The 15,670-nt window shown below is 69.0% G+C and carries 9 protein-coding genes; 2 read left to right on the top strand and 7 right to left on the bottom strand.

All coding sequences use genetic code 11. The features are described from left to right. Positions 1 to 116: 116 nt before the first annotated feature. Together KEG38_RS32760 and KEG38_RS32755 are read right to left on the bottom strand one after the other, a co-directional pair. Positions 117 to 1,280: an NHL repeat-containing protein gene (locus tag KEG38_RS32760; RefSeq protein ID WP_272423975.1), complete on the bottom strand. Its 1,164-nt coding sequence runs from the start codon at positions 1,278 to 1,280 to the stop codon at positions 117 to 119. 45 nt (positions 1,281 to 1,325) lie between these two features. After that, a complete protein-coding gene (locus KEG38_RS32755; protein WP_272423972.1) occupies positions 1,326 to 2,072 on the bottom strand; it encodes a sensor histidine kinase in 747 nt (248 codons plus the stop codon). Between the two features lie 269 nt (positions 2,073 to 2,341). Between KEG38_RS32755 and KEG38_RS32750 the strand changes: the two genes are divergently transcribed. Next, positions 2,342 to 2,770 carry a response regulator gene (locus KEG38_RS32750; protein ID WP_272423970.1) on the top strand — a complete coding sequence of 143 codons (429 nt, stop codon included), beginning with the start codon at positions 2,342 to 2,344 and terminating at the stop codon, positions 2,768 to 2,770. A 58-nt stretch (positions 2,771 to 2,828) separates the two neighbouring features. On the opposite strand, the gene KEG38_RS32745 is transcribed toward KEG38_RS32750, so the two are convergent. Beyond that, positions 2,829 to 3,251, bottom strand: coding sequence for a response regulator (locus KEG38_RS32745; RefSeq protein ID WP_272423968.1), 423 nt, complete (start codon positions 3,249 to 3,251; stop codon positions 2,829 to 2,831). 379 nt (positions 3,252 to 3,630) lie between these two features. Here KEG38_RS32745 and KEG38_RS32740 point away from each other — a divergent pair, with 379 nt between their 5' ends. Then, positions 3,631 to 4,419 carry a sensor histidine kinase gene (locus KEG38_RS32740; RefSeq protein ID WP_272423967.1) on the top strand — a complete coding sequence of 263 codons (789 nt, stop codon included), beginning with the start codon at positions 3,631 to 3,633 and terminating at the stop codon, positions 4,417 to 4,419. Between the two features lie 93 nt (positions 4,420 to 4,512). Here the strand turns inward: KEG38_RS32740 and KEG38_RS32735 are convergent, their stop codons facing one another. The 4 genes from KEG38_RS32735 to KEG38_RS32720 all read right to left on the bottom strand — a co-directional run bounded on the left by KEG38_RS32735 (position 4,513) and on the right by KEG38_RS32720 (position 15,669). Beyond that, positions 4,513 to 7,881 (bottom strand): MopE-related protein, encoded by a 3,369-nt coding sequence (locus tag KEG38_RS32735; protein ID WP_272423965.1) that lies wholly within the window; start codon positions 7,879 to 7,881, stop codon positions 4,513 to 4,515. Beyond that, entirely contained in the window at positions 7,878 to 12,548 is a 4,671-nt protein-coding gene (locus tag KEG38_RS32730; RefSeq protein ID WP_272423963.1) for a MopE-related protein, read from the bottom strand. The genes KEG38_RS32735 and KEG38_RS32730 overlap by 4 nt, the downstream gene beginning before the upstream one ends. 270 nt (positions 12,549 to 12,818) lie before the next feature. Next, positions 12,819 to 14,426, bottom strand: a complete 1,608-nt coding sequence (locus KEG38_RS32725; RefSeq protein WP_272423961.1) for an SBBP repeat-containing protein — start codon at positions 14,424 to 14,426, stop codon at positions 12,819 to 12,821. Positions 14,427 to 14,529: 103 nt separating this feature from the next. Further along, the gene (locus KEG38_RS32720) at positions 14,530 to 15,669 is read right to left on the bottom strand and encodes an acyl-CoA dehydrogenase family protein (RefSeq protein WP_272423959.1); all 1,140 of its coding nucleotides are present in this window, start codon (positions 15,667 to 15,669) and stop codon (positions 14,530 to 14,532) included. Between the last annotated feature and the right edge of the window lies 1 nt (position 15,670).

The raw sequence follows: 15,670 nt of genomic DNA, 5'->3' as shown, positions 1-15,670 counted from the left end.
CAAGGCGTTTCCATCGATGGTAAACGAAGTTCGCCCGGGAGGCACAGGGGCGAAAGGGGATTCGCGCGCGAGAGCACGGCTCGTCCGAACGAAGCCCCTCCACGCTTCCCGACGCGCTACGGCAACGGCAAGAGCGACACGGGCGGAAGTCGTTCGGGCGCGAGGGTGCCGACCTCACGTCCCGTCACGCGCTCGAAGATGTGGATCGCAGGCGCGCCGTGGGCTTTGTCGCCGAGCAGGACGTGGCGGCCGACCACCGCGAGGCCCCCGTAGTCGTAGTTACCGCCCTGGCCACCTTCCCGCGTATCGGCCAGAACGATCGGCGCGGTTTTTCCGGACGGATCGAACCGAACGAGCCGCGTGGCGTTTTCGAGCCCTGTGCCCGCGACGATCGCATACGCCTCGTCCGGCGCCGCAAGCTCGACCTCCACGAGGGAGCCCTCGAACGCGCTCTCCTCGGCGATGCCTGTCACCACGAGGGTGTCGAGATCCACGATCGCGGCCGCGTGGCCCTCGTCGATCGCGTAGAAGTCGCCCGGCATCGCCAGCACGACGGTCTTGCCCGCAGGATCCCACGGCACCGGCCTCATGCGGCCGAACGGGTTTTTCCCCCCGAGGTCCACGGAGCCGACGACACTGCGCGAGGCGAGGTCGATCGCCACGAGCGCGCCGTTCTCCGCGGACTTCCACGTGCGACGATCGAGGCGCTGCACGGACGCGAAGACGCGATCCCCGACGACACGCACCGCCTCGACCTCGGGCAGGCCGTCGACGTCGGCGAACATCGAGAGATCGACCGTGCCGCCGAAGCTCCCGTCGGGCTCGATCACCGCGACGCCGGGCTGCTCGTACCGCGCGACCCAGAGCCTGCCTTCCGCGTCGAGATCCGCGTCGTGTGGGTTGTGCGGCCCGCCCGCCTTGCCGCCCGTCGCGAGCTCGAACGTCGTCTCGGATTCGCCGAACGCGACCCACGTGCGCGTGAGCGCGAGCGAATCCGGATCGACGGCGCGCACGAGCCCCTGATCACGCACGCACACGAACGGCCCGCCGAAGCCGGTGGAGAGCAGCGGATCGACGCCGAGCGCGATGTCCGGGATCTCGGTCAAACAGCCGGTCTCGTCGATGCGCCCGAGGCCGCTCGCCTGCAGGTTCGTGGCGAGCATCAAGAGCGCTCCGTCGAGCGCGACGCCGCTGCACGTGCGCGCGGCGCCGGCCGGCTCGGAGCAGCCCCCGAGGAGCGTGAGCGCAACACCCAGGAAGACGATGTTCACGCGTGCCATGGGAGGCGAGCGGAGCATGCCCGCCCGGTCGTCGCAAGACACCGGCTATCCGGACGCGGCGCGCGCCTTCTCGGGCTCGACCGGGATCTCGGAGGCCTTGCGCAAGGAGATCACGCCCCGGAGCGTGAGCCCCGTGTCGCTCGGATCCACGACGAGCGAGCCGCCGTGCGCTTCGAAGATCGCCCGCGCGATCGGCAGGCCGATCCCGAGCCTGAGCTTGCGCCGGCCATGCGTCTCGCGCGGCACGATCTCCCGCTCGACGAAGGGCTCGAACAGGCGCGCGAGCACGTCCTTGGGCACGGCCTCGCCCTCGTCCCGCACCCGCACGATCGGCGCGCCGTCTCGGGTCTCGGCCGTGACGTGCACCGTGCCCGAAGGCGCGCGCAAGGTGGCGAGATCGACGATCGAGGTGAGCGCCGTGGCGAGCAGATCCACATCGCCGACGAGCTCGGCCGCCGCGTCGGCGTCGGTCTGTTCGAGGACGAGCCGGATGCCACGCGTCTTCACCGTGGGCTCGATGCGCGTCATCACCTCGTCGACGAGATCGCCGAAGCGGAGGGACGCGAGCACGAGCGGCTTGTGGGTGTCGAGCAGCCAGACGGCGTCGTCGAGCTCCGCGAGCATGCGCGTGAGCCGCTCGCCCGCGCCGCTCACCCGTTCGAGCATCTCGCGCGTCGGAGGCGAGAGATCCCGGCCGAACCGGAGCAAGTAGTGGACGCCGGCGAGCATCGTCGAGAGCTCGCCACGCAGGTCGTGGGCCACTCGGTCGAAGAAAACCTCGTCGACACTCATGAGGCACACTCTAGAGCCCGAAAAGGGGCGCGGTAAGCGTTGAACGAGCACACGACGCACACTGCGTAGCACGCAGGAAACGCCGAGGATCGTGGAGTTCGTGAAGAGAGCCGCCGGACGGATCCGGCGTCTCGCGAGGACGAAGTTCGCAGAGACCGCGCCGCCGCATTGCGCATCGCGCGCGCTGGTCCAAGACATGGGGGAGCGAAACGTCTCGTCGCGCGTGTTCTCGCGCGGACGGCGATCTGCACGCAGTCGGAGGGGGCGGGATGGCGGAGACGATGGGCGGAGCCGGCGAGATGGAGCAGACGAGCGTGTTCCGCCCGCGCGTGCTCATCGTCGACGACGATCCCGACTTCCTCGCGATCGCCGAGGCCTCGCTCGAAGCCCACGGCTTCCAGGTCGAGCGCGCCAAAGGCGGCCTGCGCGGCGTCTTCCTCGCCACGCAGGACGTGCCGGATGCCGTCCTGTGTGATCTGCGCATGCCCGGCATCGACGGGTTCGTCGTTGCCGAAGCGCTGCGCTCCGATCCCGCGACGCAACGGATGGCGCTCTTCGCGTGCACGGGTCGGCGCGATCTCTCCGCGCGCGCCAAGCTCGCGAACAGCGCGTTCGACGCGGTCCTGGTCAAGCCCGTCGACTGGGACGAAGCTGCCCGCCTCTTGCGTGACGCCATCCGCGCGCACGCCCACCCGTGAGCCCACGGATGCTCTCATGTTCCCCCCCCTCTGTAATGAACGTCGTCGGTGCGCGTCGCTAGCGAGCGCGCGCGCCGAGGACCCGCTTGATCTCGGTCACCAGCGCGTCGGGCAGGCACGGCTTCGTCAAGAACGAGTCGCAACCTGCTTCCTTGGCGTCCTTCGAGTGACCCGCGAGCGCGTGTCCCGTCAGCGCCACGATCGGGATGCGCTTGGTCCGCTCGTCGCTCTTCAGGAACCGCGTCGCTTCGAGCCCGTCGAGCTCGGGCAGCGATAGATCCATGAGGATCAGATCGGGCAAGAGGGAGAACGCCTGTGTCAGCGCCTCTCGCCCGGTTGCAGCCTGCGCCACGCGGAACCCGGAGAACGAAAGAAACTCCGTGAACATCTCGCGGTTGTCGTCGAAGTCGTCGACCACGAGGACGAGCGGCGAGAGGCCGCCGTGTTGTTGCCCGAGCCCAGTTTCGTCTGTCGTCTTCACGACGTAAAACCCCCGGTCATCAATGGAGCGCGCGTCGCCGCCTACCCCTCACCCGAGGCGCAGCGTGCGTCGCGGGCAAGGGTCGATGATAGCCGCAGGCAGGGAACCTCAGGCACGGATTTGTGCCCTTCTTGGGCCGTGGAGACGCGCCTGAGCGGCCTATCGGGAGAAACCCGACGCGGGCGCTTCCGGACATCGCAGCACGGATGGCGGAGTGAGGCGATCTCCGACTGCATCCGCCGCGCGATGTCGCGTTACCCTGCCAATCAAAGAGGCGATCGTGGCCGAAGCGAGGAAACGCAAACAAGCAAGCAAGCCGGCAAATGGGCCGTCGCGAAGCACGACGCGCCCCGCGACGAAGCGCGCTCGCATGCCAGCCGTGCAAACGAAAGACGCGCGTTACGTGGCCGAGCTCGAGCGGCGATGTCGAGAGCTCGAGCGGCGCGCCAAAGGCGCCGAAGCGCAGCGCGCGGAGCTGCTCACCATCGTCTCGCACGACCTGCGCAACCCGCTCGGCGTGGTGATGGTGACGACGACGCTGCTCGCGCGCGAACTCGGCGGGGATCCAGCGCACGATCGTCAGCTCCAGACGATCAAGCGTGCCGCGCTGGAGATGAACCAGATCGTCGAAGACCTCGTCGACGCAGCAAACATCGACGCGGGGAAGTTGCCGATCGGACAGGAGGTGCACGACGCGGCGTCGATCGTGGAGGCCGCCGCGCTGGCCGCGGCCCTCGCCACGGCGCAGCGCCCGATCGCGGTCGCGAAAGAGGTCTCGCCGCACCTGCCGGCGCTCTACGTCGATCGTGCCCGCGTGCTGCAGGTCCTCTCGCGGCTCGTGAGCAACGCCGCGCGCTTCATGCAGAAGGGCGGCTCGATCACGATCCGCGCCGAGCCCGCACCGTCGGGCGCGCGCTTCTCCGTGACCGACACGGGTCCGGGCATCGCCGAGCTCGATCGGCCGATGCTGTTCTCGCGCAGGCCGCCGGAGGGGCGTCGCGCGTGTCAGGGCATGGGCCTCGGCGTCTACGTCGCCAAGGGCATCGTCGAGGCGCACGGCGGGCACATCGGCGCGCAGAGCGAGGTGGGGCGTGGGAGCACGATCCACTTCACGCTGCCCGCGGCCGACGGCGCAGCGCTCTCGAATCATCACGATCGAAGGGATTGAGCGAACCGCGAGGGGCGCGCGCACGGCGCGCCTTCGCGAGGGACGCGAGACATCGAGCGGGCGCCGAGAGAGGCGCCCGCTCGATTCGTTTTGTCAGCCGGGGTTCTGCGCGAAGCAGCAGCGGAAGCCGAGGTCGAAGAGCTTGAACGTCGGATCGACCGTGTAGAACTGGAACGAGCACGTCGCGCCGCCGGGGTCGCCGGTGTTGAACGCGCCGCCCATGAGCGGATACGTGTTCGTCGCGCTCTTCGTGATCTCACGGAGGTTGCCCGTGATGTCGTAGAGCTTGCCCGTCGTGGCGTTGTTGCCCTGCAGGTTCAACCAGTCCGCCCAGCAGTTCTGCAGGCTGGTCGAGCCCGTGAAGAGCAAGCCGTCCTGATCCCCCGCGATCGACGAGCTGAAGTCGAACGAGGGTCCGATGTTGCAGAACTTCGTGGCGTCGTACGTCGACGTGCACGCCGCGCCGCGCGGGTTGTAGCCCCAGGAGCAGCCGAGCGTCGCCTGGCACGAGGTCGTCCAGTCGGCCGTCGAGCAGATGGACCCGCCCATCGCGTTGCACGTCTGCTCGACCTCGGCCGGCGTCACGTTGAACCACGGCAGCTTGCCTGGCACCGAGCACGCGAGCGTCTTGTCGAGCGTCGTGCCCGCAGGCGCGGTCACGTGGTAGCCGTTGCCGTTGCCGGGCGTGATGACGTTGTTCGCGACATCCGTGACGGCGTTCGGCCGGCTCGCCTCGTAGCTGTAGATCCAGAGGCTCGTCGCGATGCGCGTGACCGCGGGTTTGACGTAGTACGTCGCGTTCGAGCCCTTCGAGACGTACGTCTCGTCGACGAGCCCGTCGCAATCGTTGTCCACGCCGTCGCACTGCTCGGTGCAGCCGCCGGGCAAGGTCGCGCAGTCGGCCTTGACCGCGTTGCACGTCGTCGCGTTCGCGCCGCTGCACACGAACGTGCCGGTCTTGCGGCAGGCGCCGTGTCCGGGCGCCGGAAGGCCGTCGTCGCTCGCGCAGGCCTTGCCGTAGTTCGGCACGTTCTCGTTGAGGATGCCGTCGCAGTCGTTGTCGAGGTTGTCGCAGACCTCCGTGGCGCCCGAGCAGTAGTTCGGGGCCGCGCCGTTGCACACGCCCGCCGGGAACGTGCACTTCCACGCGCCCTGCGTGCATGCGACCGTCACCTGCGACGTGCACTCCGGCCGCATGGCCGTGACGCTCACGCCGCAGACCTGCACCGGCGTCGGGGCCACGACGCCCTCGTCGATCTGCCCGTCGCAATCGTCATCCTCGCCGTTGCAGATCTCCTGCGCCTGCTTGTACTGGCAGCTGTACTCGCACTTCTTGTCGTTGTTGAGATCGTAGTAGCCGTTCTCGCAACCCTGGAAGGCGCACATGCCCGACGTGCACGACCAGATCGCGTGCACCGCGTTCGCGTAGCAGTTGTTGCCGCACGCGCCGCAGTTCGCGACGTCGGTCTGCAGGTTCGGCTGACCGGTCAGCGTGCCGTCGCAGTTCGAGTCCACGCCGCAGCTGTCGACGCTGCTCGACGGTCCGACCGAATTCTGGCACGTCAGAACGCCGCCCACGCACGACTGCTGGCCCGCCTTGCACGGCGACGTCGCGCCCGCGGGGGGCGCAGGCGGCACGTTGCAAGCGCCGAGGTTCAGGTTGTTGTCGACGATGCCGTCGCAGTCGTCGTCGAGGCTGTTGCACGTCTCCGCGCTCGGCCCGATGTAACCCGTGCACGCGCCGCCGCACGTCTGCGTGCCCTTCACGCACTTGCTCAGGCCGCCGTACACGAGGTTCGGCGGCGCGCCGACGGGCACGCATTGCTGGGTCGGGATGCCCTCGTCGACCTGACCATCGCAGTCGTCGTCGATCGAGTTGCAGGTCTCGGCCTTCGGGTCGATGTTCCCGACGCACGTGAGCGTCTGCCCCATGCACTGCAGCGTGCCGAGCTTGCAAGGCGACGTGCTGCTCTGCCCGCACGCCGAGCCGGTGCCCGCGACGTCGTCGACGAGCCCGTTGCAGTCGTCGTCCTGGGCGTTGCACGTCTCGGTCTTCGGCGCGATCTCACCGACGCACGTCTTCTGGCCGCCGGGCAGGCATTGCTCCACGCCCTTCTGGCAGGGACCGACGTCGGTCAAACCGCACGTCGCGCCCACGTCGACGGGCATGTCGTCGATCGCGCCGTTGCAGTTGTCGTCCTGGCCGTTGCAGAGCTCGGCCGAGGGGTTCACCGCGCCGACGCAGACGAGCTGACCGTTCTGGCACTGCTGCTTGCCGAACTGACAGGGGAAGATGTTGCTCTGGCCGCAGGAGTTGCCGGCGTCCGTGGGGCTGTCGTCGACCTGGCCGTCGCAGTCGTCGTCGAGGCCGTTGCAGATCTCCTGGATCTGCCCCTCGACGACGACGTTCGGACCGGCGCAGACGACCTTGTTCCCGACGCACGCCGTCTTGCCGGCGGCGGCGAGCAGACCGCAGATGCCGTCCGGATCGCCGAAGCAGTTCTTGCCGATCTGCGGATCCATCGAGAGGTCGTCGGCCTCGTCGATCTTGCCGTCGCAGTCGTTGTCGACGCTGTCACCACACTTCTCGACGCCGCCGTTCGACGGGGTGCACTGGTACTCGCAGCCCGTCGCGACGGAGTTGTCGAGGTCGTAGAAGCCCACGTCGCACTGCTTGATCTTGCACTGCGTGTTCGCCGGGGAGCACGCCTCGCCGGCGCCCGCGGTCGTCGCACACTCGGACGTGCCGTTGATGACGACGCAGTTGTTCCCGCACTTGCCGCAGTCCGTCGTGCTCGTGCAGAGGTTGACGTCCTCGTCTTTCACGCCGTCGCAGTCGTCGTCCTTGTTGTTGCACGACGCGTCGTCCGGCGTGTTCTTGATGCAGTAGTACTCGCAGGCCTTGTCGCCATCGAGGTCGTAGTAGCCCGACACGCACGTGCCCGTGCACTCGCCCGGCTCCGTGCCCGGGTTCGGGCTCGGCACGCAGGTGATGGTCGTGGGATCGGTGTTGAGCAGCTTCGTGTAGCAGTTGTTGTCACACGTTCCGCACGTCGTCTTGCTCTCGAGGTTGATGTTCGGGCCGTCGTCGACCGCGCCGTTGCAGTCGTTGTCGAGGCCGTCGCACTTCTCGACGCCGCCGTTCGTCGGGACGCACGGGCCGCCGCCGCCGCCGCCGCCCCCACCCGGACCACCGTCGGTGCCGCAGAACGGGAAGCAGTTGTCGCCGCCTTCGCCGCCCTGACCGCCCGATCCGCCCGAGCCCGAGCCGGAGCCCGAGCCCGAGGGCGTGTCGCCGGCGCATTTGTCGAAGCAGAACGCGTCCGTCGTGCACCCCGCGGCCCCGAGCGCGAGCGCCGAGACCACGAGGGACGAGAGGACCAGCCCGAAGGGGTTTGGGGCGTAGCTCGGCTTGGCCGAGCGCAGCCCCAAGCGTCGGAACGCCTTGCCTAGCGAGCTCATCGCGACACCTCCGTAACGCCGCGGCGCCCGGAAGACCGCCTGCGTGCGATGCCAAGCGCGAGCGCAGCGAGCGCCAGCGCGAAGCCACTGTTCCGATCCTGCGCGCCGACGTCGCATGCGCATCCGCCGCCGCCCGTTGCGAGGCCCCAGACGCTGTCGTCCGGAGGCGCGCCGCCCGTGCCCGTGCCCGTCGACGTCGTCGGGTTCGTGCCGCCCGCGCCGCCCTCGCCGCCCGCGCCGCCCGCGCCGCCCGCGCCGCCGCTGCCGCCCTGACCCTGCAAGCAATCGCCGTTCTGGCAGACCTGGCCCATCGGGCAGATCACGCCTTCGCACGGATCGTTGCCGCAGCTGCCCGTCACCGGGTTGCAGTACGAGCCGTCGGGGCACGGCGTGGTGCACTTGCTGTCCACGCACACCGGAGGCGACTGCGACAGGTCGCAGACCTGCGCCCCGACGCACGCCGGATCGCAGCCCGCGACGCACTGGCCGTCCTTGCACACCTCACTCGCGCCGCAGCTCTTGTCCGCGCAGGAGTCGACGCAGGTGAAGCCGGTGAACGTATCGTTCGGCTTGCAGACCTGGCCCGTCGGGCAGCTGTCGGGCTTGCACGGGTTGTCCACGCAGGAGCCGCCGTTGCAGACCTTGCCGCAGCCCACGCAGGGCACGTTGAAGCAGTTGTTCTGCACGCACTTGCCAGCGTTCGGGCCGTAGTTCGTGCAGACCTCGCCCGCGCCGCAGGTCACGCCGTCGCAAGGCTCCTTGCAGCCGGCGATGCCCTTGCAGAGGCAGACCGGAGGCACCATGCAGTCCGCGTCCGCAGGCGTGCCCGCGGGCGCGCAGAGCACCTTGCCCGCCGCGTCCTTCACCGTCTTCGTCGCGCAGTCGCCGCAGTTGTTCGCGATGCAGAAGTTGCCGAGCGGCTGGCCGGTCTCGCTGGAGATGACCTCCTCGCAAGCCTGACCCGGCGGGCACGGGAACTCGCCGCCCTGGCAGGGCGTCGCGCAGGTGCACGCGCTTCCGCTCTTCACGCACGAGTTGCCAGGCGCGCAGATCGCGGGGCCGTTCGGGTCCTGCTCGTCGGTCGTGCCGTCACAGTCGTTGTCCTGGCAATCGCACGCCTCGTCCGTCTGACCCTGGCTACCGAGGCAAGCGAAGATGCCGTTGAGGCACGCCCACTGGCCCTGCTGGCAAGCGCCGGTGTCGATACCGCAAGCGCCACCGATCACCTGCGTCGAATCTACCGGGTTTGCCGTGCCGTCGATGCCGTCCGGCGCGGGACCCGTCTCGTCGATCGAACCGTCGCAGTCGTTGTCCACGCCGTCGCAGATCTCAGGCTGCGGGCCGGTACCGCCGATGCACGTCTCGCCGCCCATGCCGTCGCACTGCAGGGTGCCCGGCTGGCAGGCGCCCTTGTCGCGCGGGCCCGGGTAGAGCGTCGTGTCGTAGGCCGGCGTGCACGAGCCGCCGACGACGATGCCGTTGTCGACCGTGCCGTCGCAGTCGTCGTCGAGACCGTTGCAAGCCTCGGGGCTGGGGGACACGTCGCCCACGCAGTCGAGGATGCCGCCGGCGCAGTCGATGACGCCCGGCGAGCACTGGCCCGTGTCGGTGCCGCAGGCCGCGCCTTCACCCATGAACGTGCCGTCGTCGATCGTGCCGTCGCAGTTGTTGTCGAGGCCGTCGCACGCCTCGGCCTGCGGGCCCTTCGCGTTCACGCAGACCCAGCCGAGCGCGCCCTGGCACGAGAGCGAGCCCTTGTTGCAGGGCGGCGCGAGCATGCCGTTGTCGGAGCAGGACGCGCCGGGCGGCGGGCACCACTGCAGATTCCCGTGCTGGCAGCAGTTGCCCGGCAGAGCCCAGCAGCCGTTCTGTCCGGCGTTGGGTGCGTCGAAGAGCGGCGCGTCGTCGATCGCGCCGTCGCAGTCGTTGTCCACGCCGTCGCAGGTCTCGGCCTGCGCCTGGATGCCGCCCTGGCAAACGATCGCGCCGTTCACGCACGCCGTTTGTCCGAGCGAGCAGGGCGGCTGGTTGATGCCGCAGGGCTTGCCGAGGCCACCGACGTTGTCGTCGACGAGGCCGTCGCAGTCGTTGTCCTTGCCGTCGCAGATCTCGGTCGAGGGACCGACCTGGCCGACGCACTGCACGCCGTTCGCCCCGCACTGCTGCACGCCCGCGACGCACTCGCCCACGTCCGAGCCGCAGGGCCCGCCCGTGCCGGGCACGTCGTCGATCATGCCGTCGCAGTCGTTGTCCGCGCTGTCGCACTGCTCGGTCGAGGGACCGACGGGGCCCTGGCAGGACCAGGCGCCGTTGGTGCAGACGAGCGTGCCCTTGTTGCACGGCGACACCAGCGTGCCGTTGCCGTTGCAGGTGGCGCCGGCAGGCGGGCACCACTGCAGGTTCTTGAAGACGCAGCAGTTGCCGACGTTCTGCCAGCAGCCGTTCGCCCCGGCGGCCGGACCGTCGGAGAGCGGCGCCTCGTCCACGATGCCGTTGCAGTTGTTGTCGACGTTGTCGCAGACCTCGGGCTGCGGCCCCGTTCCGCCCTGGCAAACCAGCGCGCCGTTCACGCAGGCGAGCGTGCCGGGCGTGCACGGCGGCAGCGCCTGGCCACACGAGGTGCCCACACCCACCGCTTGCTCGTCCACCTGGCCGTCGCAGTCGTTGTCGATGCCGTCGCAAACTTCGGCCGACGGACCGACGAAGCCCGTGCACGTGCTGCTGCCGCACGGCTTCTGGCCCTGCTTGCACTGGCTCGTGCCGCCGTAGACGATGCCGCCTGGCGTCCCTGCGGGCACACACGCAGTCGGCGGCACCGAATCGTCCACGATGCCGTCGCAGTCGTTGTCGATGTTGTCGCAGGTCTCGGCGATCGGGTTGTTCTGGCAAGCCGCGAGGCCGCCGCCCGCCACGCACTGGCCCGGCTGCGGCACGGGCTGCGCGGGCTTGCACGCCTGCGTGCCCTGGCAGTTCATCGGGGTCGACTGGCCACACGGCACGGCGGCGATGTTGTCGTCCGCGATGCCGTCGCAGTCGTTGTCGCAGCCGTCGCAGACCTCGGGCGAGGGCACGCAGTTCGGGCAAACGCCCTCGTCGGTCACGCCGTCGCAGTCGTTGTCCTGGCCGTCACAGGTCTCGGTCGAGGGGCACTTCGCGGGGTTGCCGCACTTGTTGAAGCCCTCGTCGACGAGGTTCGTCTTGCCCGGCCCATTGCCGTCGCAGTTGTTGTCGGCCTCGTCGCAGATCTCCTTCGGGTCGTAGCAGAGCCACGTCGCGGGAGCGGCCTGCTGCGCGTCGGTCGTACACGGCAGGAGTTGCTCGTTGCCGTCCGGATCCGCGACCGTGATCGAGTTGGTGTAGTTGGTGAGGCACGTCGCGCGTTGCGCGGGCGTCGACCAGCTACAGCACACCTTCGCCGGTGCGCCCTTGTTGCAGTAGTGCTTGTACCCTTCGTCGGTACAGCCGTTGCAGTTGTCGTCGCCGTTGTTGCAGACCTCGGGTTTGGCCGCGGAGCCGACGATCTGCGCGAGTGCCTTGGCGAGCGAGACCTCGTCGTTCGCCGAGTACGACGCCACGGTGCCGCCGGCGGCCGCGATCGCGTCCGTATTCGACGTCGAGCCGCCCGCGAAGTTGACGACGTAGACCGGGACCTTCCAGGTCTTCTGGTTGGGGGCGGTCCCGAGCGTGACGCCGTTCTGCCAGAGATCCTGCGCGGCGCTCACCGCGGCAGCCTGCGTGTCACACGTCTCGTCGCCGTCGGTCACCAGGATGACGTTCACGCTGCGGCACAGCCGATCCATCGCGTCGATCGGCGTGCCGAGGTTCGAACCGAAGGCGAAGCCGGTCTGGCAGTAGTTCGACGCGCTCCAGCTCACGTTCCAGCCGGATCGCAGGTACTGGGTGACGGTGCGTAGCGAGCCCGCGATCGGCGTGGCGCCCTCGGCGAAGAGCTCTTTGTTGTCGTTGCACAGGCCGTCGAACCACTGGAGCAGCTCCGGCACGTTCGAGGCGGGCGCGGCCGGCCCCCACCAGGGATCTTTCGGCAAGGGCACGACGACGTTGCCGCCGTTGCGCCACGAGCCCTCCGCCAGGTTCGGCAACGCGGGCCCGGTCCCGTTTCCGGTGGTGCATGCGGGCAGGTTGCCGCAGTTGTCGAACTGGCCCATGCTATCGCCACCCGGGAGCGGGTCGATGGTGCAGCCGTAGTTGTCCGGGTTGCACGTGGTCCCGTTCGGCACGCCGCAATCGCTCACGCAAGCGCCGCCTGCGCCGAACGTGCAGTTCTTCATGACGCCGGCGTACGTCGAGAGCCCGAAGTTCACCTCGCCGCCGAATGCCTGCACGGTTTGCCGGAGCGCGCACTTGGCGTCGTTCAGCCGGCTCGGAATCATGCCGCAGGAGTTCAGTTTGTACCCAGCGAGGGACGAGTCGCACTCGACCGTCGTGGCCGAGGGCGGCGTCGTACACGTCGTCATCGAGCCCGACGTGTCGGCGATGATCATGAAGTAAGGCCGCGAGGGCGCGGGCCAGTCCGCGGGGTTTTGGGAGAGGCACGCGGCCGCCTCCTGCGCGTCGGCCGGCGCGGTGAACGCGGCGGCCGCGGCGACCCCTGTGAGCGCGGCAAACGAGGTAAGGATCCCTTTCGAGGGCTGCCGGAACAAAGCCATGGGTAGCTCCGAGAGGCGCACCGACGTGCACCCGTTCCACACGCGCCTTCCCGTCGAAGATTCGACGTAGGCGTGCATTGTCGATCAGGATCTCAGAGCGCTCGCCGCACCACAAGCCCCGGAGAAGCCCCCGGCGCGCCCGCAACCTGCCCTCTCTGCCCAGGGCTCATCGCGTCGCACGTGTTGGACGGTTGGCGGCGGCTTCGTTGCCGCGACGTGTCACACGAACGCACCCCGGAAATCAGCCCCGGGGCGGGTGTAACCCTCGTTTCAGGGCTTGACAGCGAAGAGGAAAGCGTCGTCACCGGCCGCGGACACCGGGCCAAGGCCAAAGTCGACCGTGCCGCCGAAGCTGCCCGTGAGCACCACGTTGCCGGACGCCGGATCGAAGACGAGCGACTGCGGCGACTGCACGAGCGGCCCGCCGTAGCCGCGGCCCCACTCGAGGCAGCCGTCCTTCGCGGCGAAGCGGCCGAGGAACATGTCGAACCCTTCCGCGCTCGGAATGGCCCCGCCGCCAAGATCGATCGAACCCGTGAACGCGCCCGCCAGAAGCAGGTCCCCGTTCGGCGCGAACGCCACGCCGTCGGCGCGCTGGAACGTCTCGTCGCCGAACCTGAGCGTGTACGTCTGCGCGCCGCCCGCGGTGAGCACCGAGACGAACGCGTCGTCGAGGTCGGGGTTCGTCATGGGCTTGCCGCCGAGATCGAACGTGCCCTGGAACTGCCCGGCCACGGCCACCGCGCCCGTGGGCGACACCGCGACCGCGTTCGCCGAAGCCTTGCCCGCGCCCGCGCTGATCTTCGCCCAGATCGGCGCGCCTTGCGAATCGAGCTTCGCGACGAACGCGCTCGGGTTGCCCGCGGCCGTGAGCGGCCCTGTGCCGAAATCGATCGATCCCGACGCCTCGCCCGCGACGTACACGTTGCCCGAGCCGTCGACGGCGAGGCTCTTCGCCGACTGATCCGCCTCGTTGCCGTACGTCCGGCTCCAGAGGTGTTGCCCCGTGGCGTTGAACTTGGCGAGGAACACGTCGAAGGCCGATCCCGACGCGGTGAGGACACCGCCGCCGAAGTCGACCTGCTGCTGGAAGTAGCCCGAGATGACGACGTTGCCGATGCCGTCGACCGCGAGCGCGCGCGCGTACTGGATGTTCGAATCGCCGAACTTCTTGCTCCACTGATGGGTGCCGTCGGGCGCGAACTTCACGAGGAAGACGTCCTGGAAGAAGTTCGTATCGCTCGTGAGGTTCTGGCCGCCGAAATTGACGGTGCCGATGAAGATGCCCGTCACGTAGACGTTGCCCTCGGCGTCGGCGCCGATGCCCGTCGCGCTCTGGTTCTGCGCGTCGCCGAAGCGCTTCGCCCAGAGCACCTGGCCGTTCGGGGAGAGCTTCGCGATGAACGCGTCCTCCTTGCCGCCGCTCGTGAGCATGGTCCCGCCGAGGTTCATCGCGCCCTGGAAGGCGCCGGCGAGGAGGATGTTGCCCATCTTGTCGGTCGAGACGGACACGCCGCTTTGGGTCTGCGAATCCCCGTAGGCGGCGGCGAACACGGACGTGCCGCCCACGGGGTTCGGCGGGTCGCACGTCGGCCCGGCGTCCTGCCCGCCGGCCCCGGAGGAGCTCGACGACGAGCTGCTCGACGCGCTCGTCACGAAGTCTTGGAGCCCGTCGCCGCCCTGGCCGCCCGTCGCGCCTGCGCCGCCCTGGCCGCCCGAGCCCCCCGAGCCGTTGCTGCTCCCGTCCCCGCACGCCGACACGAGCGCCACGAGGGCGCCTGCACAGACGAACGAGGCGAGCACGGTGCCCGTGCCGAGGAGCTTACCGGCGCCCGTGGACGCCTTGGGGGTATTGAGGTGCGCGCGACGTGTCCGCATGAAGCCATTCCTCCCGCGAAAGGAAATTTCCGAGCCTTCGTTGATATCAACGGTCGGCGCGCGCGTGTAGAGGGGGCGGGAGGAAAAGGCGGGGATGTGGGGGCTAGCCCCCGAAGAGCTGCTTCGCGATCACGATCCGTTGGATCTGGCTCGTGCCCTCGTAAATCTGCAGGACCTTCGCGTCGCGCATGAGCTTCTCGACGGGGTACTCCTTCACGTACCCATTGCCGCCGAAGACCTGCACGGCGTCGACGGCCGTCTGCATCGCGCTGTCCGCGCCGTAGGCCTTGGCGAAGCTCGAGACGATCGGATCGCGCACGCCGTGATCGAGGTTCCACGCGGCCTTCTGGTAGAGGAGCCGCGTCGCCTCCACGCGGATGGCCATCTCCGCGATCATCCACTGCACGAGCTGGTGGTTCGCGATCGGCGTCCCGAAGGTCTTGCGCTCCTTCGCGTACGCCACGCACTCGTCGAGGCAACGACGCATCAGGCCCGTCGCGCCCGCGCCGATGTCGGGACGCGTCTGGTTGAACGTCTCCATCGCGAGCTTGAAGCCCTTGCCCTCGGGCGCGAGCAGGTTCGCCTTCGGCACGACCACGTCCTCGAGGAAGATCTGCGCCGTGTCGCTCGCGCGTTGCCCGAGTTTGTCCTCCTTCTTGCCCACGCGGAGCCCCGGCGTGTCGCGATCGACGATGAACGCCGCGATGCCCTTGTGCCGGAGGTCGGGATTGCTCGTCGCGAAGATCACGTAGAACCGCGCGTAACTCGCGTTCGTGATCCAGCACTTCTGCCCGTTCAGCACGTAGTCGTCGCCGTGCTGCGCGAAGCGCGTCTTGATGCCGGCCACATCGCTGCCCGCGTCGGGCTCGCTCGTCGCGTAGCTCGCCATCACCGGCTCGCTCGTCAGCAGGCCGAGATACTTCTTCTTTTGCTCCTCGCTCCCGCCGAGCTTGATCGGCGTCAGCGCGAGGCCGTTCGCGAGCAGGCTCGTCTGGATGCCCGTGCACCCGTACGCGAGCTCCTCCGTGATGATCGCGTTCTCGAGCTCGCCCATGCCCGACCCGCCGTACTCGGCCGGGACCGTCGGGTTGACGAGGCCGATCTCCCACGCCTCCTTGAACACCTCCATCGGGAAGCGGGACTCGTGATCACACGCGGCCGCGATCGGGGTGATCCGCTCCTTCGTGAAGCGGCGGGCGGTCTCGATGAGACCCTTGTGCTCTTCGGACAGCGAGAAATCCACC

This window comes from Polyangium jinanense (assembly GCF_028435265.1).
In the GTDB taxonomy this organism is placed as follows: Bacteria; Myxococcota_A; Polyangia; order Polyangiales; family Polyangiaceae; genus Polyangium; species Polyangium jinanense.
This window is presented reverse-complemented; position numbering and strand designations above follow the sequence as displayed.